24 protein-coding genes are annotated in these 24,099 nt (G+C 41.7%); 4 read left to right on the top strand and 20 right to left on the bottom strand.

Annotation, left to right across the window (positions count from 1 at the left end; genetic code table 11):
- Positions 1-3 precede the first annotated feature (3 nt).
- From EKM76_RS01215 to EKM76_RS01205, 3 genes are all read left to right on the top strand, one after another.
- A complete protein-coding gene (locus EKM76_RS01215; protein WP_125548850.1) occupies positions 4-495 on the top strand; it encodes a QueT transporter family protein in 492 nt (163 codons plus the stop codon).
- Between the two features lie 275 nt (positions 496-770).
- Positions 771-995, top strand: a complete 225-nt coding sequence (locus EKM76_RS01210) for a DUF2829 domain-containing protein (protein ID WP_125548849.1) — start codon at positions 771-773, stop codon at positions 993-995.
- Complete coding sequence (locus tag EKM76_RS01205; protein WP_125548848.1) at positions 995-1,756, top strand: 3-oxoacyl-ACP reductase; 762 nt, start codon at positions 995-997, stop codon at positions 1,754-1,756. Before EKM76_RS01210 ends, EKM76_RS01205 begins: the two co-directional genes overlap by 1 nt.
- A gap of 27 nt (positions 1,757-1,783) precedes the next feature.
- On the opposite strand, the gene EKM76_RS01200 is transcribed toward EKM76_RS01205, so the two are convergent.
- The 9 genes from EKM76_RS01200 to rpsO all read right to left on the bottom strand — a co-directional run bounded on the left by EKM76_RS01200 (position 1,784) and on the right by rpsO (position 11,338).
- Positions 1,784-2,086 carry a nucleoside triphosphate pyrophosphohydrolase family protein gene (locus tag EKM76_RS01200; RefSeq protein WP_125548847.1) on the bottom strand — a complete coding sequence of 101 codons (303 nt, stop codon included), beginning with the start codon at positions 2,084-2,086 and terminating at the stop codon, positions 1,784-1,786.
- A gap of 29 nt (positions 2,087-2,115) precedes the next feature.
- A complete protein-coding gene (yihA, locus tag EKM76_RS01195; protein ID WP_125548846.1) occupies positions 2,116-2,703 on the bottom strand; it encodes a ribosome biogenesis GTP-binding protein YihA/YsxC in 588 nt (195 codons plus the stop codon).
- Between the two features lie 108 nt (positions 2,704-2,811).
- Complete coding sequence (gene clpX / locus EKM76_RS01190; protein WP_125548845.1) at positions 2,812-4,062, bottom strand: ATP-dependent Clp protease ATP-binding subunit ClpX; 1,251 nt, start codon at positions 4,060-4,062, stop codon at positions 2,812-2,814.
- A gap of 303 nt (positions 4,063-4,365) precedes the next feature.
- Complete coding sequence (tig, locus tag EKM76_RS01185; protein ID WP_125548844.1) at positions 4,366-5,700, bottom strand: trigger factor; 1,335 nt, start codon at positions 5,698-5,700, stop codon at positions 4,366-4,368.
- A gap of 169 nt (positions 5,701-5,869) precedes the next feature.
- Complete coding sequence (gene tuf / locus EKM76_RS01180; protein WP_125548843.1) at positions 5,870-7,057, bottom strand: elongation factor Tu; 1,188 nt, start codon at positions 7,055-7,057, stop codon at positions 5,870-5,872.
- 228 nt (positions 7,058-7,285) lie between these two features.
- Positions 7,286-8,236 (bottom strand): hypothetical protein, encoded by a 951-nt coding sequence (locus EKM76_RS01175; protein ID WP_125548842.1) that lies wholly within the window; start codon positions 8,234-8,236, stop codon positions 7,286-7,288.
- A gap of 13 nt (positions 8,237-8,249) precedes the next feature.
- The gene (locus EKM76_RS01170) at positions 8,250-9,938 is read right to left on the bottom strand and encodes a ribonuclease J (RefSeq protein WP_191986884.1); all 1,689 of its coding nucleotides are present in this window, start codon (positions 9,936-9,938) and stop codon (positions 8,250-8,252) included.
- A gap of 39 nt (positions 9,939-9,977) precedes the next feature.
- Positions 9,978-10,856: a 4-hydroxy-tetrahydrodipicolinate synthase gene (dapA, locus tag EKM76_RS01165; protein WP_125548840.1), complete on the bottom strand. Its 879-nt coding sequence runs from the start codon at positions 10,854-10,856 to the stop codon at positions 9,978-9,980.
- A 212-nt stretch (positions 10,857-11,068) separates the two neighbouring features.
- Positions 11,069-11,338: a 30S ribosomal protein S15 gene (rpsO, locus tag EKM76_RS01160; RefSeq protein WP_125548839.1), complete on the bottom strand. Its 270-nt coding sequence runs from the start codon at positions 11,336-11,338 to the stop codon at positions 11,069-11,071.
- 295 nt (positions 11,339-11,633) lie between these two features.
- On the opposite strand from rpsO, the gene rpsT reads away from it, so the two are divergent.
- Complete coding sequence (gene rpsT / locus EKM76_RS01155) at positions 11,634-11,888, top strand: 30S ribosomal protein S20 (RefSeq protein WP_125548838.1); 255 nt, start codon at positions 11,634-11,636, stop codon at positions 11,886-11,888.
- A 71-nt stretch (positions 11,889-11,959) separates the two neighbouring features.
- Here the strand turns inward: rpsT and holA are convergent, their stop codons facing one another.
- The 11 genes from holA to EKM76_RS01100 all read right to left on the bottom strand — a co-directional run bounded on the left by holA (position 11,960) and on the right by EKM76_RS01100 (position 24,099).
- Positions 11,960-12,985, bottom strand: coding sequence for a DNA polymerase III subunit delta (gene holA, locus EKM76_RS01150; protein ID WP_125548837.1), 1,026 nt, complete (start codon positions 12,983-12,985; stop codon positions 11,960-11,962).
- Positions 12,986-13,033: 48 nt separating this feature from the next.
- Positions 13,034-15,229 (bottom strand): DNA internalization-related competence protein ComEC/Rec2, encoded by a 2,196-nt coding sequence (locus EKM76_RS01145; protein WP_225417848.1) that lies wholly within the window; start codon positions 15,227-15,229, stop codon positions 13,034-13,036.
- Positions 15,230-15,254: 25 nt separating this feature from the next.
- Positions 15,255-15,746, bottom strand: a complete 492-nt coding sequence (locus EKM76_RS01140; RefSeq protein ID WP_125548835.1) for a ComE operon protein 2 — start codon at positions 15,744-15,746, stop codon at positions 15,255-15,257.
- A 45-nt stretch (positions 15,747-15,791) separates the two neighbouring features.
- The gene (locus tag EKM76_RS01135; RefSeq protein ID WP_125548834.1) at positions 15,792-16,451 is read right to left on the bottom strand and encodes a helix-hairpin-helix domain-containing protein; all 660 of its coding nucleotides are present in this window, start codon (positions 16,449-16,451) and stop codon (positions 15,792-15,794) included.
- Between the two features lie 89 nt (positions 16,452-16,540).
- The gene (locus tag EKM76_RS01130) at positions 16,541-17,572 is read right to left on the bottom strand and encodes a SepM family pheromone-processing serine protease (RefSeq protein ID WP_125548833.1); all 1,032 of its coding nucleotides are present in this window, start codon (positions 17,570-17,572) and stop codon (positions 16,541-16,543) included.
- A gap of 2 nt (positions 17,573-17,574) precedes the next feature.
- Positions 17,575-18,072, bottom strand: a complete 498-nt coding sequence (coaD, locus tag EKM76_RS01125; protein ID WP_125548832.1) for a pantetheine-phosphate adenylyltransferase — start codon at positions 18,070-18,072, stop codon at positions 17,575-17,577.
- A complete protein-coding gene (rsmD, locus tag EKM76_RS01120; protein WP_125548831.1) occupies positions 18,062-18,631 on the bottom strand; it encodes a 16S rRNA (guanine(966)-N(2))-methyltransferase RsmD in 570 nt (189 codons plus the stop codon). The genes coaD and rsmD overlap by 11 nt, the downstream gene beginning before the upstream one ends.
- Positions 18,632-18,634: 3 nt before the next feature.
- A complete protein-coding gene (locus tag EKM76_RS01115; RefSeq protein WP_125548830.1) occupies positions 18,635-18,973 on the bottom strand; it encodes a YlbG family protein in 339 nt (112 codons plus the stop codon).
- Between the two features lie 3 nt (positions 18,974-18,976).
- A complete protein-coding gene (locus tag EKM76_RS01110; protein ID WP_125548829.1) occupies positions 18,977-19,408 on the bottom strand; it encodes a YlbF family regulator in 432 nt (143 codons plus the stop codon).
- Between the two features lie 24 nt (positions 19,409-19,432).
- Positions 19,433-22,879, bottom strand: coding sequence for a pyruvate carboxylase (locus EKM76_RS01105; protein WP_125548828.1), 3,447 nt, complete (start codon positions 22,877-22,879; stop codon positions 19,433-19,435).
- 26 nt (positions 22,880-22,905) lie between these two features.
- Positions 22,906-24,099 carry an FtsW/RodA/SpoVE family cell cycle protein gene (locus EKM76_RS01100; protein ID WP_125548827.1) on the bottom strand — a complete coding sequence of 398 codons (1,194 nt, stop codon included), beginning with the start codon at positions 24,097-24,099 and terminating at the stop codon, positions 22,906-22,908.

Here is a 24,099-nt window from a genome sequence, read left to right as displayed (position 1 = left end):
TCTATGGAAAAAACTCGGATCAAAACCAGCTCACTAACTAAAATTGGTGTGATCGCAGCACTTTATATTGTGATCACCATGCTCGTCGCCCCATGGAGTTTCGGTGCGGTACAATTACGTTTTTCGGAAATGCTGAATCATTTAGCAATTTTCAACAAACGTTATATTTGGGCTTTAACGATTGGCTGTGCCATTGTTAATTTATTTTCACCACTAGGCATTATTGATATTATTTTTGGTACGCTAGGCACATTAGCCATGACAACTATTAGCTATTATGTTAGTCGCCATTTAAAGCACTTGGCAGCTAAACTCGCGGCTAGTACCATTATTTGCACGATCGCCATGTGGAGTGTTGCCTTAGAACTTCATATCGTCAGCAAACTGCCGTTTTGGCCAACTTACTTCAGCGTCGCTTTAGGCGAATTGTTTTCTCTGGTGATCGGTGCCCTTTTATTTTATGTTTTAGCTAAACGGATCGATCTAACTGAATAAACTGGACAAACAGACTTGCAACAAGCAATGAATATTACCTTAATTATGAATAGGAGCCTGTCCGACTAGTTGTAGCTTTTATACAACGTTGCGAGGAAGGACATCCGTTTATGAAAATAAGTATTTCGGCAACGAAATATTACCTCAATTATGAATAAGAGCCTGTCCGACTAGTTGTAGTCTTTATACAACGTTGCGAGGAAGGACATCCGTTTATGAAAATAAGTATTTCGGCAACGAAATATTATCTCAATTATGAATAGGAGCGTTAATCCATGACCTTTAATGAAGCCTTACCCTTATTATCCAGCGGCAAAAAAGTAATTCGCAGCGGCTGGGGCGGCAGCGAACAATATATTTTCTTAGTGGCCGATGCGACTTATCAAGGAGCTGCCATCAATCCCTACTTTTTGATTAAAACTGACGAAACACCTAGTTTATCCATGTTTCAACCAACCAGCTGTGACCTACTAGCCACAGATTGGCAAATTGTTGAATAATGGCTAATTATCCTGAACTCATCCAGCAGCATGCCTTCATCACTGGCGTTGCTTCCGGTATTGGCCACGCGCAAGCAGTGGCCTTTTTAGCGCAAGACGTCGCCGTATTTGGTATTGATCGTCATGTGAATCCAATGATCACCCAACTTCAACAACAATATCCGCAAAAATTCTATTTTGAACAAGTTGACGTACGTGATGCTCAAGCAATCAGCGATAGCGTAGCACATGCCATCAAACAATTTGGCCAGATCGAGTTGTTGCTAAACACTGCTGGAATTCTCGACGCTTATAAGCCTTTATTGGACACTGATCTAGCCAGTTGGAATACGATTTTAGCGACTAACTTAACCAGTCAATTCCTTTGCGCCCAAGCACTGTTGCCGCAGATGCTACAGCAACAACATGGGGTCATCATCAATATGGCCTCAATTGCCGGTTTAGTCGCTGGCGGCGGCGGTATTGCCTATACCGCTGCTAAACACGGCGTTATTGGTTTGACCAAACAAATTGACTACGACTACGCAGCTTCCGGAATCCGTGCTAATTGTATTGCTCCAGGCGCAATTGACACACCGATGAATGCAGCCGATTTTCTTGGTGATGCTAAGATGGCACACCAAGTTGCGCTACAAACACCCGCCCAGCGTTGGGCCCAACCAGAAGAAGTTGCTGCCTTAAGTCTCTTCTTGGCCAGTTCAGCAGCCGACTATATCCACGGTAGCGTCATCCCAATCGACGGTGGTTGGTTAGAAAAATAAAAAAATACGACATATGTCGTATTTTTTTTATTGCTTTTTAGCATCAAGCTGCTTGCCGTAGCGCGCATTTAATTTAGTGATATTTTGTTGTGCGACGTCGTCAAACGGAATATCAGCCCACTCAGCCACCTGTGATAGGTACCAAAGCACGTCACCCATTTCCTTGACTAATTCATCCCGCTTCAAGTCTTCACCGTTAAAAGTGTATTTTTTGATCAAATCAATGACCTCGCCGCTCTCACTCGCTAAGCCCAACGCACAATTAGTTAAAACCTGCTCGTTACCCAATAAAGTGCGATTAGCTAACTTTTGATAATCATTAAATTCCACACATACTCCTGCTTTCTAAAAATTATTTACTAGTCAGTTAAATGCGATTCAACCCATTGCCAGATTTGATCAGCGCCAATTCCTGATGTGCTGGAGAAAACAATTAATTCATCGGTTTGATTCAATTGCAACGCTTTTTTTAATTTGCTTTCGCGTTGATTCCACTTGCCCCGTGGAACTTTATCTCCCTTAGTTGCAACCACCAGTACGGGCACACCGAAGAATTGCAGATAATTATACATTGCCAGATCATCTTTCGTCGGTTCATGGCGTACATCGATCAATGAGATCACACCACGTAGCGTTTGCCGTTCCTGTAAGTAAGTTTCGATCATTTGGCTAAATTTTTCACGATCTGTTTTAGAAACTTTCGCGTAGCCATAACCAGGAACATCGACAAAATAAAAAGCATCGTTGAGTTTATAAAAATTAAGCGTCTGGGTTTTTCCTGGTGTACTTGAGGTCCGTGCCATTTTTTTGCGTTGGATCAATTTATTGATCATTGATGATTTACCAACATTAGAGCGGCCAGTCAGCGCAATCTCGGGTAAGCCATCAGTAGGATACTGCATTGGTGCAACGGCACTGATCACCAATTCCACGTCCTGAATCTGCATTTGTTTTTCCTCCACTTCCACTTCACAATCACTGTTTACCATTTTAGCATACCTAATGCAAAAAAAAGAAACGATTCAGTGAATTGAATCATTTCTTCAGTAAAAAATTTAAGAAGCCTTTTGACCATCAGTAAGAACTAACTTAGGCTTACCAGTTCCATCTACAGTATCTTCAGTGATAATAGCTTTAGCCACATCATCGCGACTAGGTAGATCAAACATAATATCCATCATAACTTCTTCAATGATCGAGCGTAGTCCCCGTGCACCTGTATTACGTTCAATTGCTTCATGAGCAATGGCATGCAAAGCACCAGGCTCAAATTCAAGCTCGACATCATCTAGACCAAGTAACTTCGTATATTGTTTAACTAAAGCGTTCTTCGGTTCAGTTAGAATCTGTACCAAATCATCCTCAGTTAATTTTTCCAAAGCAGCCATGATCGGAATCCGCCCGATAAATTCAGGGATCAAACCAAATTTCATTAAATCTTCTGGAATGACTTGTTGCATCAGACTCTTAGACTCATCAACGCCTTTAGCATCGTAACCGCCAAAGCCAATAACTTTATCACCGAGCCGTTCCTTAACGATATTTTCAATACCGTCAAAGGCCCCACCAACGATGAACAAAATATTCGTTGTATCAATTTGAATAAACTCTTGTTGTGGATGCTTACGACCACCCTGCGGCGGTACGTTTGCTGTTGTTCCTTCTAAGATCTTCAACAATGCTTGTTGAACCCCTTCGCCAGAAACATCTCGGGTGATCGAAACATTTTCACTCTTTTTCGCAATTTTATCGATCTCATCGATGTAGATAATGCCTTTTTGGGCTTTTTCCACATCATAATCGGCATTTTGCAACAATTTCAAGAGGATGTTTTCAACATCTTCACCTACGTAACCAGCTTCAGTCAACGTTGTTGCATCAGCAATGGCAAACGGAACATTTAAAATCCGCGCCAATGTCTGCGCCAAGAATGTCTTACCAGAACCAGTTGGACCGATCAACGAAATGTTACTTTTCTGTAATTCAGTATCGCTTTCCGTCTGTACTTCCATCTGATTGACCCGTTTATAATGATTATAAACGGCAACTGCTAACGCACGCTTCGCTTCGTCTTGGCCAATCACGTATTGATTCAAAATATTTAAAATTTCAATTGGTTTCGGTACTTCAAGCAAATCACTGTAGGCTTCATCTTGGAATTCCTCATCAATGATCTCTTTACATAAGTCAATGCATTCATTACAGATGTAAACACCAGGTCCAGCAACGATCTTCTTTACTTGATCCTGTGACTTACCGCAAAATGAGCAATTGACAGGGCCATCCGTTTCCGTATTGTCGAACACATCTATCAACCCCTATTAATTTCTTAACTCAATATTACCTTAAAAACTTACACTTGCCAACGGATATGCCAATTCTTTCAACAGTGAAAACTTTAGCATACCCGAACAAGAAGGTAAAGCAAACTGCTTTTAATAACAGTATTCTGACACTGATCCAATTTATGATCATAAATGCTGATACAAAAAATGCGTTGCAAAAGCCAGCGCTTTTAGCCAACGACTACCTTTGCCCTGATCAGCGTATTGTAGTCCGCTAGTTCTAAAAGTATCTGACTCTTACTCCGCATTTAAAGTGAGCTGTAATTATTTAGCGTCATCTGTATCTGCATCATCGGTCTTAGCTGGCTTAACGTCAGCTGACTCAACTGCAGCATCAGTGATGATTTCAATTGCTTTCTTAACTGCAATATCATGACCTAACATGTCATCAGTTAATGCGTTACGAACAGCTTTAACGTCCATGTCATATTCATCAGCTAAGTTTTTGACTTCTTCTTCAATTTCTTCGTCGGTTGGCTTGATACCTTCAGCAGCAACAACTGCTTCTAAGACCAAGTTTGTTTTAACGCGTGTTTCAGCGTCGCCGGCAAATTGTTTACGTAAGTCGTCTTCGGATGTACCAGTTAATTGATAGTACATCTTAGGATCGATACCTTGGCGTTGCATGTTACCTAAGTATTGATCCATTTGGCGTTGGACTTCTTCATCGATCATCGCTTGTGGGATATCTTGAACAGTTGCGTTGTCAACAGCTGCTTGAATAGCGGCATCTTGAACAGCTTCTGTAGCAGCGTCATCCTTGCTTTCTTGCAAGTCTTTACGCACTTTATCCTTTAATTCAGCTAAATTATCAACGTTTTCATCAACGTCCTTAGCAAATTCATCGTCAAGTTCTGGTAATTCCTTTGACTTCACTTCATGGATCTTAGTTGCAAAAATAGCATCTTTGCCAGCTAGATCCTTAGCTTGATAGTCTTCAGGGAAAGTGACTTTAACATCAATATCTTCGTCAGCTTTATGCCCGATCAATTGATCTTCGAAGCCAGGAATGAATGAGTTAGAACCTAATACAAGTGAATAGTTATCGGCAGTACCGCCTTCGAAGGCTTCACCGTCAACAGTTCCTTTATAATCGATTACAACTGTGTCGCCAGATTCAGCAGCACCGTCTTCTTTAAGAACTAATTCAGCTTGTTGTTGACGTTTGCTTTCAATATCAGCATCAACGTCTTCATCAGTTACCGTACGATCCTGTTCAGGTACTTTCATACCCTTATAGTCGCCTAAAGTAGCTTCTGGCTTAACCGTTACTTTAGCAACGATAACCCAAGGTTGATCCTTTTCCATACTGTCAACGTCAATATGTGGTTGATCAACGGGTTCGATTTTAGTTTCATCAATTGCTGCTTGGTAAGCTTCTGGTAGAAGAATATTTAATGCATCTTCATACAATGCAGCTTCACCATACATTGTGTTAAATACTTGCCGTGAAACTTTACCTTTACGGAAACCTGGAACGTTAAGATTCTTTTTAACGCGCGTAAACGCTTGATCTAAACCTTCTTTAATTTTTGCTTGTTCAATTTCAAAGGTTAATTCACCATCAGTGGCGCCTTTTTTTTCCCATTTCGCTGCCATTACTTTCCCTCCGGAATCATAATTTTTCACAATTAATTAATTGCATACTTTGCTATTTTAACGTAGTTCACCGGACTTGTAAATCATTCTCACTAAAAAAGCCCAGCCAATCATACTTTTAAGTATAAAAAAACTCGGAGACAAGCTCCGAGTTAAGCATAAGTTAAACTTATTCGTCGATTTCGGTTACGACGCCGGCACCAACAGTACGGCCACCTTCACGAACCGTAAACTTAGTTCCTTTTTCGATCGCAACTGGTTCGATCAAATCAACTGAAAATTCAACGTTATCTCCTGGCATAACCATTTCAACGTTTTCTGGTAATTGGATCACACCAGTAACGTCAGTTGTATGGAAATAGAATTGTGGACGATAGTTAGAGAAGAATGGCGTATGACGGCCACCTTCGTCCTTGCTCAAGATATAAACTTGACCCTTGAACTTATCATGGATTTTGATTGAACCTGGTTTAGCCAAAACTTGGCCACGTTCAACTTGTTCACGGTTAACACCACGAAGCAAGACACCAACGTTATCGCCGGCTTCACCAAAGTCTAAAGTCTTACGGAACATTTCCAAACCAGTAACAGTTGATTTAACAACCTCAGTCTTCATACCTAAGATTTCAACTTCGTCACCGATATTAACTTTACCACGATCGATACGGCCTGAAGCAACTGTACCACGACCAGTGATCGTAAATACATCTTCGACAGGCATCAAGAATGGTAAGTCGTTGTTACGTTCTGGAGTTGGGATGTATTCATCGACAGCATCCATTAATTCCATGATATGCGCTTCTTCTTCTTTGTCGCCTTCAAGAGCCTTCAAAGCAGAACCACGAATAAATGGAATATCATCACCCGGATAATCGTATTCAGATAATAATTCACGTGTTTCCATTTCAACTAAGTCAGTTAATTCTTCATCATCAACTAAATCAGTCTTGTTTAGGAAGACAACGATATATTCAACACCAACCTGGCGAGCTAATAAGATATGTTCGCGTGTTTGTGGCATTGGGCCATCAGTTGCAGCAACAACTAAAATTGCACCGTCCATTTGAGCGGCACCAGTGATCATGTTTTTGATGTAATCAGCATGTCCTGGAGCATCGATATGAGCATAATGGCGCTTTTCAGTTTCGTATTCAACGTGGGCAGTATTGATCGTAATACCACGTTCGCGTTCTTCTGGAGCTGAATCGATGGCTGCAAAATCAGTCATTTTAGATAAGCCTTTATCAGCTAAAATCTTTGAGATTGCTGCCGTTGTAGTTGTTTTCCCGTGATCAATATGGCCAATAGTACCGATATTAACATGGGGTTTTGTTCTTTCATAATGTTCTTTTGCCATTAATGAAACCTCCTGTATTTTCGCAAGAATAGTTCGCCATCAAAAATGATAATGCCGATAATCCTTTACTGTTTATTATACAACTTCCACTGTCAAAAGCCAAGTCTGGCTTAGCTTTTCACAAAGGAAGAATCCATTTAGATATTATATAGGCTTCTATGCTGTTTGTAAACACCTTTGCCCAATAATTTCACTTTTTTCATAACATTTTCATTTAATCCATCTAAATCACATGCTTAATCGCTGTGTTAGTTGATTAAATTGCTGCTGCCAGTGCTTTATGTTAGCAACATCAGCGGCGGCAAAAGAAGATAAGCCGACCGAATTATCCGAATAAATCGCCAAATAGACAGCTGCCCAAAGCTTGGGTTGTGTAATCACACGATCAGCATAGGGATAAAGATAAGCCGCGTGCAAGGCTAATTCACCACTAATACTTTGACTGATCATTGGGTCAGTAACTGATTGGCTCGAAAATTGCTGTTGCATCGCCTTAATGCTCGCCACTTCAGTAATCGCCGCTAACTTTATCGGTATGACCGCTTGAACCGTTTCATCCAACCAAAGATAATCGACTGGCGTAGTCATACCCAATTGACGTAACTCATCCAAAAAATTAGCGCGCAGCAACGGATGGACATATAGATCAGTTAATAATCGCTGGCTGGCGTTAACAAATTCCTTCTGCGGCAAGTATTGCGCCCGCTTAGCTAAATTTAATTGCTCATAAATCGGAACTGCGCTTAACTGATACAAAGCTTTTTGCAATTCGGTAATTTGTTGTTGCGCTTGCTGGCGATATAAAATCTCAGCCGCTTTAACTTGTTCCAGTTGCTGTTGCCAAGCCGTAACCGGTAAACTAGCTGGCTGGAGCTGGCATATTTTACGAATACCAATAAAATTATGCGTCTGCATTAAAGTTTCTAGATAAAGTGCACAATCTTTTGCTGAGGCTAAATAATCAGCAGCCTTTTCTTGGGCTAACCCTGCAGCTTGTTGATATTGTTCATCCGCTACCAGCGCGGTCACCAATAACACATTCACCGTGAAAGTTTGTTCCAGCTCATAAGCCGCTTGTAAGTGACTGATCGCGGTTGCCCACTGTTTTTTTGCGCTAGCTTCCTGGCCTAATTGAACGAAGCGTTGAAAGTTCTGCGGAAACGGAATTTGCTCACCCATCGTTGTCCGACCTTTAGGCAGTCGGCGCTGGTTTAGCAACCGTTGTATGCCGGCGATTCTGGTTAACTTCCATGATCACAGGCAGAATAACGGGGCGCCGCTTTGTCTGTTCAAATAAATAGCCACTCAGCGCTTCACGAATATCCTGTTTCAAGTGGCCCCAATCAAATTCCTTATTGTCCAAATTATCTTGGACTGCCTTAGTTACTAAATTAGCACTTTCGTGAATTAAATCACGGCTAGTCTTAATATAAACAAACCCGCGTGTAGTGATCTTAGGCTGCGACACGATCGTCCGCTTTTTGCGATTGATCGTGATAACGGCGACAAAGATACCATCTTCGGATAATACCTTACGATCACGTAAAACAATATTACCAATATCGCCGACACCAATACCATCGATCATTGTATTACCAACATCAATTTGATTGGCTAAGTGCATTTGGCCCTTTTGATAGTCAAGCACATCACCCTTACTGGTAATAAAGATATTTTCAAACGGAATACCCGTTTCATGAGCAATATTAGCGTGCGCAGCTAACAATCGATATTCGCCTTGCACTGGAACTAAATAAGTTGGCTTGATCAAATTGATCATCAACTGCAAATTATTTTTATTACCATGACCAGAAACGTGGATCTCATCACTGATCGACTTAACTTCGCCACCAGCACGATAAATCATATCTTTAGTCTTAGCAACCGTCGTTTCCATTGCGTGTGACGGTGTTGTTGTAATATAAACTAAATCACCAGCTTTAATACGAATCAAACGATGCCGGTTAGTTGCCATTTTTTGTAAAGCTTTGATGGGCTCACCCATTTTACCAGTTTCCAAAATAACCGTTTCTTCTGGCTTCAACTTTTTAATATCCTTGGTTGGTACTAAAATATCTGCACTCGGTAAATTCAGTCGGTTTAACCGCATCGCCGTACGCACGATTTTTTCTAAATCGCGCCCGGTTAAGACAACCTTACGACCTGACTTAGCCGCCGCATTGATCACCTGCTGGATCCGTGCAATATTAGAAGCTACTGAAGCCGCAATGATCCGTCCGTTATGATATTTAAACGTGTCTAGGATATTGGTGGCAATATCACGTTCACTGGCCATTTCATAAGGTGATTCTGCATTAGCGGAATCACTTAATAACGCCAAAACATTACTTTGACCAATTTCAGCCAAACGCGCAAAATCACTTTGATACTCAGGCGTAGCCGATTGATCAAACTTGAAGTCACCAGTATAAACAATATTTCCTGCATCGGTTTCGATCACGATACCCAAAGAATCAGGGATCGAATGTGTTGTCTTAAAAAATGAAACCGTTGCGTGGCCAAAATCAATTTTAGTATCTTTATTGATAACGTGGAAATCTTTGAAATTCTTAGCTTGTTTGTCTGCGTTAACGTTCAACTTAGCTAAAGCAATGGTGAGTTCGGAACCAAAAACAGGCACCGGATGCTGCTTAACAAAATACGGTAAGGCACCAATAGCATCAGCGTGACCGTGTGTCAAAAAGATCCCAACAACACGATCGATATTTTCTTCTAAATAAGAGAAATCCGGAATAACGACGTCAATACCTAATAATTCATTTTCTGGGTACATCAAGCCGCAATCCAAAATATAAATCTCATCATCCACTTCAACAACGTACATATTTTTACCATTTTCACGCACGCCGCCTAAAGGCATGATTTTTACATGACTACTCAATTACTTCACCTCGTTTTCTTAAAGATCCAGAATATTTAATAAGCGTTCTTGTTCAACTTTATTTGGTAACAACAATGGCAAGCGAACACCACCCACTGGAATACCGATGTGTGCTAGGGCGACTTTAACTGGTCCTGGCGAAGGCTGGACAAATAATTGTTGTCCCTTAGGCAGCAACTGGCGCATCATAGCTGCTGCCGCAGCAATCTCACCACTAGCTAAATCAGCAAACATCTGGGTGAATTCACGCCCATATAAATGGCTGCTAACTGAGATAACCCCCTGCGCGCCAATTGTTTTAGCCGCAAAAGCATACTCATCTTCACCCGTATAGACGTAAAAGTCGTGATCCTGCGTTCCTTCAACTAATGCCGCTAAATTCGTAATTCCCGTACAGTCTTTGATGCCGATCACATTCGGCAGCAAAGATAATTGCAATGCCGTCGCAACCGATAATGCTACCCCAGTACGTGACGGAATATTATAAATTAAAATCGGTAATCCGCCTTGCGTACTGACTGCTTGAAAGTGGGCATATAAGCCAGCTTGATTAGGTTTGTTGTAGTAAGGAACAACCACCAAAGCCGCAGTAATACCAGTGAGCGCTGCTGTTTGCTGTGTAAAAGCAATGGTCGCCGCTGTATCATTACTACCTGTATTCGCAATAATTGGTACCCGCCCGGCAACCAACCGAATCGTTTCTTTAAACAGTGCCAGTTTTTCCGTCACCGCCAAGGTTGGACCTTCGCCGGTAGTCCCCCCAACTAAAATAGCTTGCGTGCCAGTATTCAACAAATGCTCGATCAAAACAGCTAACCGATCAAAACTCACTGCACCGTCGTCATCAAATGGTGTTACCATCGCTGTGATCAGTGAAACATCTTTTAACAAATCCATAAAGTCCTCCCTAAATCACTAGTTTTCTAGTAAATTAATTTGGAAAACTAGTTATCAGCAATGCTCATTAAATCGTTCTCGTCCTTAAGAATAATTTTATTCTATGATACCACAAAAAAGCGGTCACGACATTACGTCACTGACCGCAGCTTTAATTTATAATTTAAAAATAAAAAAATACAGTAGGTCATAAAACCTACTGTAAAATCTGCTTAACGACGTAAGCCTAAGCTTTGGATCAAAGTACGGTAACGTTGAATATCAGTCTTACGTAGGTAAGCCAACAAGTTACGACGATGACCAATTTTTTTCATCAAACCACGGTATGAATGATAATCCTTCTTATGCACGCGGATATGTTCGTTCAATGTGTTGATTTCTTCGGTCAAGACAGCGATTTGTACTTCTGTCGAACCAGTGTCGCCTTCATGACGAGCAAATTTAGTGATGATTTCGTTTTTACGTTCTTGGGAAATTGCCATGTTTTTCCACACCTTTCATTATTCCAAAATGCCCATAACTGAGTAAAACGTTGGTGATTCGCTAAACTAAGTGCTGGGTTTGTGCTAAGCACGGTATATACTTTACTAGAGATCTAGCTAAAATGCAAGCTGAATTGGTTTACAACTAGTTGACTCGCTGACTTAGCCAAAATCATAGCTAGTCAAGTTAATTTACTTTACAACTTTTTATTGCAAATTTCGCCAGTCTTCGGTATAATTAGCAACGTTGAAAAAATGCAATGTAATGTAATTTGCTAACACGGAGGTGACATCTATGCCTAACATTAAATCAGCAATCAAACGTGTCCGCACTAACGAAAAAGCGAACGCACAAAACACTTCACAAATTAGCGCGATGCGTACAACCATCAAACAATTTGAAACTGCCCAAGCCGCTGGTGCTGAAGGCGCTGAAGCTTTATACCGTGATGCAGTTCGCTCAATCGACATGGCCGCATCTAAAGGTTTAATCCATGCTAATAAAGCTGGTCGTGATAAATCACGTTTAACTAAATTATTGGCTAAATAAGTTTAAAATAAAAAAGCTAACGCAGAAGTCTGCGTTAGCTTTTTTATTTTGCGCTAATTACTAAACACTGATCAAGCGACTTCTTGACTGAAATGTAAAATAAATAATTGAAATAATAATTCTGGCGTTTGTTGGCTGGTCTTCAACTTATACTCTAAATCAATCAGACCCAGATAAGCCTGCCGTAAAGCAATTTGTTGAAACTTTTTTGCTTGATTGATCGCCAATTTAATTCGGTAAGGATGAACCCGTAGCACCTTGGCCAGTTCACCTTGACTGTATCCGCCACGTTGTAAGATCTTCACTTGGATCAATAAGCGAAATTGGCCAACTAAAATTGCATTTAATTTTAACGGTTCCTCTTTTTGGAGCACTAATTGATTATACAAAGTCAATGCACGGGTAACATCCCGCGCCATAACCGCATCAACTAATGTAAAAACATTTTGCGCTAGACTCTGTGTCACTAATTGTTCAACTGCCACTAAAGTGATCTGGCGCTCATTCAGCGCATACAAGGTTAGCTTAGCCAATTCTGCCATCATTAATGAAAGGTTAGCTTCCGTTCGTGCAACTAATAAACGCAACGCAGCCGGTTCAATGCTTAGTTGCTGGTCTAACAAATAAGCATTTACATATTGTTGCGCTTGCTGCTCAGAAAGTGGTTGGACGTCAACTAGTGTGGCTTGCTTTTTTAATGCTTTAGTCACCTTCTTACGTTCGTCTAATTTATCGTACGCCGCGAAAATAACTAAAATTGTTGATTGTGGCGGATCACTTAAATAAGTTAAAAAACTAGCAACATCATGAATGATCTTGGCTTGCTTACTTTCCGCCGTTAAAAAAATTGGATTTTGCATAAACACAATTCGCCGGTCACCAAAAAAAGGCGCTGACATCGCATCGTCCAGTGCCGTTGCCAACGGCGTTGTTGCCAAATCATAATTGCCAAAATTCATTGTCGCCTCGTCTGCTGTTAACAACGCTTGAAATTGGTTTTTTACTTGATCGATCAAATAACTTTCGGTTCCCTTGACTAGATAAACTGATTGTAATTTTTGCTGTTTTAAATTTTTAAGTAATGTGGGCACGTCCATGATTGCTTAATTCCTTTCCTGTTCATCGAAATACAGACCCGCAATTATTCAGGGTAGAAAGGTCCGCCAAGTATCATTAAAATACCAAATAATCATCCCTGAATCTGCCGTGTTATTGTACGGAATACCGGCAGCAGCTAATCGGGCCAAAGTTTCTGCATGGGGATGGCCGTACCGATTATGGCGGCCGGCTGAAATAATGATCCGTTGCGGCTTAACTGCCGTGAGAAATTCCGCACTAGAAGAAGTCTTGCTGCCGTGGTGTCCTGCTTTTAAATAATCTGCCTTAAGCGCAACCTGAGCTACTAGATCAGCTTCACCCGTTGCTGGCAAGTCGCCCGTGAACAACCAAGTCTTACCATTCATTCGGGCTCGTAAAACTAAAGAGTCTTCATTGGTGCCGCTACCTGGTTGCTGCGGCGCTAATACCTGACAAGCAAAACTAGTCACCTTGGTTGGCATGCCCTGTAACAACGGTTGCCATGTAGTCTGTAAACGGTACGGCCAAATTCGTTGTTGGAAATGCTGGTTATGTTCCATGCCCGCAGGAAAATAGACCGTCCCCACTTGCATATGTTTTAAAATTGTTGGTAAATCACCAATATGATCAGTATCTTGATGACTTAGGAAAACATGATCGATCCGTCGAATTCCACGACTTTTTAGATACGGAATAATGATTTGTTCTGCTCGAGTACGGCTCGCTTTCTGCTGCCATTTTTCTTGGCCAAAATGCAGCTTACCACCGGTATCGATCAGAGTGACTTCCCGATGGAACGGGGCTTCGATCAGAATACTATCACCCTGACCAATATCAAAAAAGACAACGCGCCCCTGTAATGGAAAATGGAGCCAGCAGAAACCACCTAGGTAAAGACAACTTAAAACCACATAATATTTCCATTTATGCTGTGCACACCAAGTATAAAATGAAAGCAAAATACAACCGCTCGCTAAAATAGCGGGTAAACGCCCATACGTTAACATTAAACCTGAACGAGCAAACCAACCTAACCCAGTTTGCAACGCAATAAAACCAGCATTAATTATTCGACCAATTACTGGTAGTAATCGATAGCTCAAACTACCGATCAAAGTCAACGGTAAAATAAGATAAGAAAATAGTGGCATGATCAGCAAGTTTAATAAAATCGTTAGCCAATGCCATTCATAAACATGGTACAACAATAGTGGCAAGCTCAATAAATTTAGCCTCAATGCCCGCTGCCACTCATTAGCCTGCTGTAAAAAAAGTAACGCAAACGACAACAAATAAGATAGTTGCCCACCTAAACTAAAAAATAAATAAGGTCGGTAAAGTAAATTAACTAATACCACTACCGCAAAACAATCTAAGGCGGCTATTTTTAAGTGATGATGCCGGTTAAACACATGCAACCAACATAACAACGCTGCGCGTAACAGGCTCGTTGTTGCCCCCGCAAACAAAGCATATAGCGGCAACATAATTAGTAAACATAGTTCAACTCGTTCTCTAGTCCACCGCAACCGCAATAAAATCAACTGCAATAAATTAGCAAAATAATAAACGTGCAACCCGGATAAGCTAAATAAATGAATCAAGCCTAACTGCTTAAATAATTCACTCACTGATTTAAATCCTGGATCCTGGTAACCAAGAATCAAGCTGCGATAATACTGGCCTAACTGCGTAGGTAACTCGGCTGAACGTAAAATCAAATACTGACGTAATTCATGCAACTTCACCAAAAACGTCGGCTGCATTCGCTTAACTGAGCCAATTTCAGTAATACTCATACTATAAAAAATCCGTTTTTGTTGTCGTAAATAAGCCGCATAATCAAATTCAGCTTCATTGGTTGCGGCTTGGACCACTTGATAATCGCCGGTCACCGTCAGTGCCACCGCATATCGCTGGTGTTGCCAGTACTGCTGTGCTGCTTGATCAGGCAAATAATAGAAAGCTTGAATTTGTTGGCGCGTCCCCTTAACGCGAGCCGTCAGCCGTAATTGATCACCGGTCACTGTACAATCATCCGGATACAACAGCAACGTTTTACCCTGCGGTGGCGGTGGTTTGATCTGCTGATAGTGCCAATAATAAAGTGCAAATAAAATAGCTAAAGACACTGTAAATAGAATTAACCGGCGCTGTCTAGTAAAACATAGGCGCGCTAAAATAAGCAAAACAAATAGCCATGCCCACCAGTGTGTACTTAAAATTGCAAAAGAAAGTGTTGTCGCTAAACCGGCTAAAAACACCCAATTATTGCGCACTTATTATTCTTTAGTGCTGATTAAATAATTGATTAAGCTCGAATTGGTCAAAATAAGCAGAATCTAATTGAATCTGGTTTAAAGCAACTCCAGACTTTTTAATTAGTGCTTGTGCATACTCATCATCATGGTAATCTTTTAAATAATTAATTGTTTTGATCCCCGCCTGAATTAACATCTTCGTGCATTGTAAACAGGGAAAATGGGTCACGTAAATTTCTGCGCCATCGGTGGCGGCCCCGAATTTAGCACATTGTAAAATGGCGTTCATTTCCGCGTGGATCGTACGTAAACAATGGCCATCAACTAGGTAACAGCCAACATCGATACAATGATCATCACCTGAAACTGAGCCGTTGTAGCCACTCGCAATGACGCGCCGATCACGTACGATTGCGGCGCCCACGGTTGCACGTGGACAAGTACTGCGCAAAGATGATAAAACGGCTTGCGTCATAAAATATTGATCCCACGGCATGCGTTTAGCTTGTACACTATCCATACTAATACCTCACTTTTTGTTTGGTTTCAGTATACCAAACTTATATTAGACTGTAACGCTATCCTTTAAGCTTTCAAAGGTTTTATCACCGATTCCTGAAACTTTCTTTAGATCTTCTGGCTGTTGAAAGCCGCCCTGTTCGGTACGAAACTGAATGATGAGTTCTGCTTTTTTCTGACCAATACCGGTTAGTTGCTGTAATTCTTCTGCAGTTGCTGTATTTAAATTAACTAAGTCACTATTAGCATCTGAACTTACCGAACCAGTTGTAGTTGTGGTATCCGCCGTTGCAACTGGAGCGGCATACTGAGTTGGCACCTCCTCGCCGATCTTAGGAATAAAAACAACTTGCTGATCACTAAGTTGTTGCGCTAAATTAATTTGTTGCTGATCAGCATCAGCCGCTAAGCCACCTGCTAAGCGCACAACATCAAATAAGCGCGTATTTGCGTTGACTTGGTAGATCCCCGGTTTTTTAACCGCGCCCTTAACGTCCACAAAACCTGCACTATTGGTGGCCACAGACGGCGTACTTGTTGTAGCCGCCACTGAGACCGACTCGTTAGCGAAAGTATCAGTAACGTCAGCTTTCGGTGTTGGAGATCGTAATAACAAAAACAAAACGCCACTCACGCTGATCGCCAATAAACCGATCACTAAAAAATACCAATACTGTTTGACCCAATGCCACCACTCTAACCACATCGGCTTCACCTCCAGTAAGATTTCACCCCACTAGTATTAATATACGCAAAAAAAGCCGTTCAATTTTTTTGAACGACTTTTTACTGCAATTATTTTTTTAGATAATTAACAACGTCACTAAACGTCTTAACTGGTACGATCTTGATTTTACTATGGATCCGTTTAGCTGCAGCTTTCGCCACCGTGTAATTATTTTGATAGTTAGGATCGGCTTTTTTATCTGCCTTAGTAACTGGATCATCAGGTGCAAAAAAGATCGTTGCCCCAGCATGACTAGCAGCCACTACTTTTTTATCAATACCACCAATTGCGCCGACGTTTCCTTTAGTGTCCATTGTGCCAGTACCGGCAATTTTGCGGCCGCGCCGTAACTTGCCGCCAGTTAATTGATCGTAAATTTCTAAGGTAAACATTGTTCCAGCCGAAGGACCACCAATGTCACCAACAGCCACTTTAACTGGGATATCTGTTTGTACCTTTGAATGATCGACTAACGTAATGCCTAAACCAGGACGTTTAGTTCCCGGTAATTTAACCAAAGGCTGGGTCGTTGTTCTGATCTGCTTTTTATGCATATAGGTTACGGTTACCTTTTGACCAACACGTTGCCGTTTCACATAGTTAATGAATTGCTGCGCGCTTTTAAAAGTATGCCCATCGATCTTAGTCACGGTGTCACCGATAGCAAGCTTTGACTTGAACTTTGAATTAGCGAGTACTGACATCACATAAATACCTAAATATTTTTGCTGGTAATTTGCTCCAGCACGACGATAGGCCACAGTGATCGCATCATTGATCGATGATTGCATATAGTACGTCTGCATCTGATCATAGGTCCGGCTGCTGGCGTCACCCATCAAGTCAGCTTGACTGATCACTTCGGTAAAGGGCTGCGTTTTACTCCACAAATACGTTAATGGTCGTGCCTGCTGTAAAGCGACTGTAGTCAGCATGTAGCGCCCTTTACGTTGATCACGCTTACCGTCCACGGTCACAAATTTATTAAGTGCCTCTGCCGTCCCTGGCGTTTCAAGATAAAATGGTAGTGGTAAAAAGAAACCGATCAGCAACAACAGCAAAATAGCTAGACCACCTATTTTGCGCCAATGTTTCTTCATGCTTAACCCTCTTCCTGCTGGAACTTCCGTTGCAGTGCTTGGGCAACATTTGGTGGTACCAAAGTTGAGATGTCGCCACCAAACTTAGCGACTTCCTTGATCAAGCTAGAGGACAAAAAGGCATAGCGCTTAGCTGCCAGTAAGAAGACCGTTTCAATTTCTGCTGCTTGAACTTGATTCATCGCCGCAATATCGCGCTCGTATTCAAAATCTTTTACGTTACGGATACCCCGCAGAATAAATTGTGCCCCTTGACTTTTAGCAAAATCAACGGTTAGTTCATTACTTTGGACAACGGCTTGAACATTACTCAGTGATTGAGTGGCAGTTGTGATCAAAGCCAGTTTCTCTGCCGATTGAAATAACGGCTGCTTCGCTGTATTGGTCATTATCGCAATAATAACTTTATCAAAAAGCCGGCTAGCTCGCTGAACTGTTTCTAAGTGACCGTTGGTAAATGGATCAAAACTACCGGGAAAAATTGCAATTCTAGCTGTCAATACGCGTTCCTCCATACTGATAAATCGTAATTGCCGTGGTGCCATACGTCTGTCGGCGCAAATGCTGGAAACCGGCTAGTTGTTCAGGCAAAATTGTCTCACTACTCGTTTCACAAACAATGGTTGCGTCGATTGCCAATAATTGTTTTTCCGCAAACAGGGCTAACTCAGTCACAATTTGCTGAGCACGATAAGGTGGATCCAGTAAAATTAAATCAAACTTTTCGCCGGCGGCAGCAAATTGTTGTATTGCGCGCTCCGCATTCGCCTTGATAATTCTGAAACGTTCCGGTACTTTTGTAGTCGCCACGTTATCATTGATCACTTTGATTGCCGCATATTGCCGATCGACCAAGGTCACCGTATCTAAGCCACGGGAGACAGCCTCAATTCCTAAACCACCGCTACCCGCAAATAAATCTAACCCGCGGCCACCAGAAAAATAAGGGCCGATCATATTAAAAATAGCTTCCTTAACTTTATCAGTTGTCGGCCGCGTTGCCTGCCCAGGTACTGCCTTTAAACGGCGACCGCCAAATTCTCCAGAAATAATTCGCATTGTCTATGAATCCTTCTCTAATATTTCTTTACTAGTCAGTAATATCTTAGGCCCAACCGTTTCATGTGTGCCATATTCCGTTGATTTTTCTAATTGGCCAACGTGTTCGCCAAAATTCATGTCTAATTCTGGGCGATGCGAGACCTCAACTTGACGCACAAAATGTAACTTTTTGACTTGTTCACTGACCGGCGCGATCATTGCTTGATCCACGTATAAATAAACGTACTTTAAACGTCGGGATGTGTAGTAGATCGTGCCATAACGACGCAGTTGCCGTAATTGCTTCAAACTGTAAACCCAGACTACAAGACCTTGTCTCGGTGTTATGGTAAATGCCATCTGTTAGCTCACTCCCTTTACACTGCAATGTTTTTTCGTATGGCTAGTCACGTAAAATGGATTGCCAGTTGCTACCTTGATATCGGCTGAAATACAATCTGCTAGCTGTAAACCAATTTCATCTAGCGCCGTTTGTAGATCCATTTCCGCACGTTTAAACTCAGCCACCGTCGGCCACAACGTGACCTCGCGCTTTAACTGGCGTAATTTGCGGCGTTGTTTTTGGTAATCTGGTGCATAATGACCATAGTCTGCAATCGCCGCAAAATCAGTATTAACATCTTGTAATTCAGTTATTTTTTTCTGAGCGATCGGATCCGCAGCTAATTTTTTTTGTGCTTGCTGGTAAGTCATAAAAAGCGGACTAGCCGCTAACGCAGCCACTAATTGATCCACCTGCTCCAATAACGCCACGGAATTCTCTGTTATGATCATTAAATCACCACCTACCTAATCTTTTTAATTCGTTTTCTCTGGTTTGATCTCCAGTAAAAGATCATTAGAATCAACCCGGTCGGCTTCTTGAACATAAAGATGGCTGATTCGCCCATTAAATGGTGCCTGTATCGTAGTTTCCATTTTCATAGCTTCAGTAACTAATAGCGGTTCACCCTTTTTAACCACTTGATCAGTGGTGACCAGCACGCTTAACACCGTACCAGTCATTGCAGCACCAATTTGTTCACGATTAGTTGGTTCAGCCTTCTGGACCACAGTCACTGTTTGTTTCGCATTTTTATCCTTGATCGCTACTTCACTACGTTGCCCATTAACTGTAAAGTAAAGCGTCCGATTACCCTCTATGTCTGGTTCACTAATTTCGTTAAGCATTAGAATCCATGTCTTACCTGGGCCAACATGAATTTCAATCTTTTCACCGATCCGCATTCCTTGGAAGAAAGTTGGCGTATCTAAGGTTGATACATCACCGTAAACTTCTTTACGTGCATGATAATCCAAGAAAACGTCTGGATACATTAAATAGCTTAAAACTTCTTCATTGGTTGGTTCTTCTTGAATTTTTTCCGCTAATTCTGCCTTCACTGCCGCAAAATCTACTGGTTTGGCTAAGCTACCTGGGCGTACGGTTAGTGGTGTTTTTCCTTTTAAAATAATCTTTTGTAATTTTTCTGGGAAACCACCAACCGGTTGACCAAGATCGCCCATAAAGAATTTAACAACTGAATCAGGAAAATCGATTGTGTCCCCCTTGGCGTAGACATCAGCATCAGTTAATTGATGTTGTACCATAAATAAGGCCATGTCACCAACAACTTTAGACGATGGTGTCACTTTAATAATATCACCAAACATCTGGTTAACGGTCGTGTACATTTGCTTCACGTCTTCCCAACGATCGCCTAAACCAACTGCACTCGCTTGCTGCCGTAAATTAGAATACTGGCCACCAGGCATTTGTGCGGTATAGTTTTCGGTTACCGGTGCGTTTAAACCATTAGCAAAGTCAGCATAAAACGGCCGAATGCCTTCAAAGTAATGATTAAGTTGCTCAGCAGCTTGAATATCTAAGTCAGGTTGGCGTGGATCATCAGTTAAGGCATAATATAAACTTTCCATACTTGGCTGGCTAGTAGTGCCCGATAAAGCACTCTGCGCCACATCAACGATATCTACACCCGCCGCCGCTGCACGCTGATATGTGCTCACACCATTGCCTGGCGTATCATGAGTGTGCAAATGAATCGGTAGATCGACGGTTGCTTTCAAGGTCGAAACTAATCGGTACGCCGCTTCCGGCTTCAACAGTCCAGCCATATCCTTAATCCCAATAATATGTGCTCCGGTTGCCTCGAGCTCACGAGCCAAATCTTGATAATATTTCAAATCGTATTTGTGCTTAGTCGGATCTAAAATATCGCCAGTATAACAAATGGTTGCTTCAGCAATTTTACCAGCATCACGAACTGCTTGAATACTCTTTTCTAACTGTGGTACCCAGTTCAAACTATCAAAGATCCGGAAAACATCGATGCCGTCGGTTGCGGCCTGCTTGATAAACTCAGCTAAAACGTTATCAGGATAGTTTTGATAGCCAACTGCGTTACTACCGCGAAATAGCATCTGAAATAAAGTATGGGGCATCTTTTGCCGTAACTGCTTCAGCCGAACCCACGGATCTTCAACTAAGAAACGGTAAGCCACATCAAACGTTGCGCCACCCCACATTTCATACGAGAAAAGATTGGGCAAGGCCTGTTGCATACCGTCAGCAATGTCTAGCATGTCATGCGTGCGCATCCGCGTTGCAAATAAACTTTGATGAGCGTCACGGAATGTAGTGTCAGTCAATAATAGTTTATTTTGTTTCTTTAACCATACGTTGACCGCATCAGGGCCCTCAGTATCTAAAACTGATTTTGCCGTCACTAGCTCCTTAGGAAATGGCTTAAAATCAGCTTTAAATTGACCAGTAGAATAAGCTTTTTTCTCATGATGACCAAAATCATTATAGCCATTGATCGTGATGTCACCGATAAATTGCATTTTTTGAGTACTATTATCGATTGAACGTGGGATTGCAAACAAAGCTGGCGTATTATCAATAAACGTTGTTTCTGCTCTACCTGAAGTAAATTCAGGATGCTGAATCACTTTTTCCATAAACGCAATATTTGTTTTAACACCACGAATTTGGAATTCCCGCAAAACGCGCAACATTTTATGGGTCGCCTGTTCAAAATTAAAGGCATGCGTACAAACCTTAACTAATAATGAGTCAAAATAAGGCGTGATCACCGCACCAGCGTACGCATTACCACCATCTAAACGAACACCATTACCAGATGGTGATTGATAGGTTTCAATCGTACCCGTATCCGGCATAAAGTGATTCAGCGGATCTTCAGTAGTGATTCGGCATTGAATTGCCGCTCCATGGAACCGCAGATCAGCCTGCTGTGGTAAACCGATCTCAGTAAACAAATCTTTACCTTGGGCAATTTTTAATTGAGTCTGAACAATATCAATACCAGTGATCATTTCCGTGATCGTATGCTCAACTTGAACACGTGGATTCACTTCAATAAAATAGAATTGATCTTTGGCTGGTTCAAATAAAAATTCAATTGTTGCGGCATTCTGATAATGAACGTGCTGCATAAAACGGACGGCTGCGCTGGTAACTCGTTCACGCTGCTGTACGGTCAGCATCACACAAGGTGCCACTTCGATAACTTTTTGATTACGCCGTTGCACTGAACAATCACGTTCAAACAAATGTAAGACGTTACCATGCTGATCAGCTAGGATTTGAACTTCAATATGCTTAGCTGACTTAATGAAACGTTCAACGTAGATCTCATCACTACCAAATGACTGCAAAGCTTCACTTTTAGCGCGTGCGTAACTATCGGGCAACTCTGCTGCACTATGTACAATACGCATGCCGCGACCGCCACCGCCCATGGCTGCCTTGATCATAATTGGATAGCCATACGTTGCGGCAAAGGCTTCGATCTCAGCTAAATCAGCTACGGGTTCGTCTTTGCCTGGAATTGCCTGGACGCCGGCTTCATGTGCCGCCCGCTTAGCTGCGACCTTATCACCAAACATTTCTAATAATTCAGCCGTTGGCCCAACGAAAGTGATCCCAGATTCTTTACACCGTCTTGCCAACTGTGCATTTTCTGATAAAAAACCGTATCCAGGGTGAATCGCATCGGCACCACTCATTTTAGCAATTCGAATAATATCTTCAATATCTAAATAAGCGGCGATCGGCTGTTTGCCGGCGCCAACTAAATAAGCTTCGTCCGCCTTAAAGCGGTGAAGTGAATACTCATCTTCCTTGGCGTAAATACCGACTGTTTTTAAATCAAGTTCCTCACACGCACGAATAATACGTACCGCAATCTCTCCCCGGTTCGCGATCAGCACTTTCTTCATACTAAATGTCACCCTTTCATTATAAACTAACCTTTATTCATTTTTTGCTTACGCTTAGCGCTCAATGTTCCCTTCTCAGTTGCACTCACATTCAGTGCGACCCCAATTGAAATCACTAACACCAGCATGGATGAGCCCCCGTAACTCACAAAGGGAAATGTAACCCCGGTAATCGGAAGTAGACCGGAAATACCGCCAACATTGATCGTTGTTTGTACCATGATCATGGCGCCAATTCCGATACAAAGCAAGGCATTAAAAGCGCTATGTGCCCGCATACCGACTAAAATGATCCGCGCCGCCAAAAAATAAACCAACGCTAAAATAATGATCACCGCAATCAAGCCTAGTTCTTCGGCAGTGATCGAAATAATAAAATCGGTGTACGGCTCTGGTAGATAACCACGTTTTTGGATACTATTGCCTAGACCAACGCCAAACCAACCACCGTTATTGATCGCATAATAAGAATTAACTAGCTGTTTCCCATCTGTACCCGCTAAGGCAAACGGATGGACAAATGCCATTAAGCGGCGATATTGATAGCTATTGCTGGCATGGATCGGTAATTTCTGTAAATACATAAAACCAGCAGACAATAAGGCAAAAGCGATTGCACTAAAGCCAAAACCATAGCGGAAGCGTGCCCCACTAGTAAACACCATCACCACGGTAATAACCGCTAAAATAGCAGTACCACCGATATCTGGTTGTCTGATTGCTAGAAACATAATGACTCCGGCAATAATACCGGGGTAAACTAAATTTTGGCCCAACATTTTAAGATCGGCATGCGCCAATTGTTGCTCACGTTTACTAAAAACATAAGCCAAATACCAAATCAAAATAAACTTAGCAAATTCAACAGGTTGAATGTTAAAAAAACCCACATTAATCCACGCCGAAGCACCATTGACCGATTTACCAAAAATAAGTAAATAACCTAACGCAAGAATTAAAAGTGCAATAAAAATTAAAATTTTATTAACGCTTCTAAGTATTTCTAACCGAATACTGTAGAAAAAAGCTACGATCCCTATACCTAAAACAACAAAAATAGCTTGCTTGATCAAATAACTATAAGGACTGGCGCCGCGCATGATCACATAGTCAGAACTAGCACTAAAGACCATGAAAATGCCGATCCCAGAAAGTAATAAGTAAGGAACTAAAATATAATAGTCTAAATAATGTAACTTACGCCGTAATTTCTGTCGCAA

This window comes from Loigolactobacillus zhaoyuanensis, from assembly GCF_003946385.1.
In the GTDB taxonomy this organism is placed as follows: domain Bacteria; phylum Bacillota; class Bacilli; order Lactobacillales; family Lactobacillaceae; genus Loigolactobacillus; species Loigolactobacillus zhaoyuanensis.
This window is presented reverse-complemented; position numbering and strand designations above follow the sequence as displayed.

Excerpts from the sequence above, each read along its gene's own strand:
- EKM76_RS01215 (WP_125548850.1), top strand. The coding sequence starts at position 4 with ATGGAAAAAACTCGGATCAAAACCAGCTCACTAACTAAAATTGGTGTG.
- EKM76_RS01210 (WP_125548849.1), top strand. The coding sequence starts at position 771 with ATGACCTTTAATGAAGCCTTACCCTTATTATCCAGCGGCAAAAAAGTA.
- EKM76_RS01205 (WP_125548848.1), top strand. The coding sequence starts at position 995 with ATGGCTAATTATCCTGAACTCATCCAGCAGCATGCCTTCATCACTGGC.
- yihA (WP_125548846.1), bottom strand. The coding sequence starts at position 2,703 with ATGCAGATTCAGGACGTGGAATTGGTGATCAGTGCCGTTGCACCAATG.
- tig (WP_125548844.1), bottom strand. The coding sequence starts at position 5,700 with ATGGCAGCGAAATGGGAAAAAAAAGGCGCCACTGATGGTGAATTAACC.
- tuf (WP_125548843.1), bottom strand. The coding sequence starts at position 7,057 with ATGGCAAAAGAACATTATGAAAGAACAAAACCCCATGTTAATATCGGT.
- EKM76_RS01175 (WP_125548842.1), bottom strand. The coding sequence starts at position 8,236 with ATGGGTGAGCAAATTCCGTTTCCGCAGAACTTTCAACGCTTCGTTCAA.
- EKM76_RS01170 (WP_191986884.1), bottom strand. The coding sequence starts at position 9,938 with ATGCCTTTAGGCGGCGTGCGTGAAAATGGTAAAAATATGTACGTTGTT.
- dapA (WP_125548840.1), bottom strand. The coding sequence starts at position 10,856 with ATGGATTTGTTAAAAGATGTTTCACTGATCACAGCGATGGTAACACCA.
- rpsO (WP_125548839.1), bottom strand. The coding sequence starts at position 11,338 with ATGGCAATTTCCCAAGAACGTAAAAACGAAATCATCACTAAATTTGCT.
- rpsT (WP_125548838.1), top strand. The coding sequence starts at position 11,634 with ATGCCTAACATTAAATCAGCAATCAAACGTGTCCGCACTAACGAAAAA.
- holA (WP_125548837.1), bottom strand. The coding sequence starts at position 12,985 with ATGGACGTGCCCACATTACTTAAAAATTTAAAACAGCAAAAATTACAA.
- EKM76_RS01140 (WP_125548835.1), bottom strand. The coding sequence starts at position 15,746 with ATGGATAGTGTACAAGCTAAACGCATGCCGTGGGATCAATATTTTATG.
- EKM76_RS01135 (WP_125548834.1), bottom strand. The coding sequence starts at position 16,451 with ATGTGGTTAGAGTGGTGGCATTGGGTCAAACAGTATTGGTATTTTTTA.
- EKM76_RS01130 (WP_125548833.1), bottom strand. The coding sequence starts at position 17,572 with ATGAAGAAACATTGGCGCAAAATAGGTGGTCTAGCTATTTTGCTGTTG.
- rsmD (WP_125548831.1), bottom strand. The coding sequence starts at position 18,631 with ATGCGAATTATTTCTGGAGAATTTGGCGGTCGCCGTTTAAAGGCAGTA.
- EKM76_RS01115 (WP_125548830.1), bottom strand. The coding sequence starts at position 18,973 with ATGGCATTTACCATAACACCGAGACAAGGTCTTGTAGTCTGGGTTTAC.
- EKM76_RS01110 (WP_125548829.1), bottom strand. The coding sequence starts at position 19,408 with ATGATCATAACAGAGAATTCCGTGGCGTTATTGGAGCAGGTGGATCAA.
- EKM76_RS01105 (WP_125548828.1), bottom strand. The coding sequence starts at position 22,879 with ATGAAGAAAGTGCTGATCGCGAACCGGGGAGAGATTGCGGTACGTATT.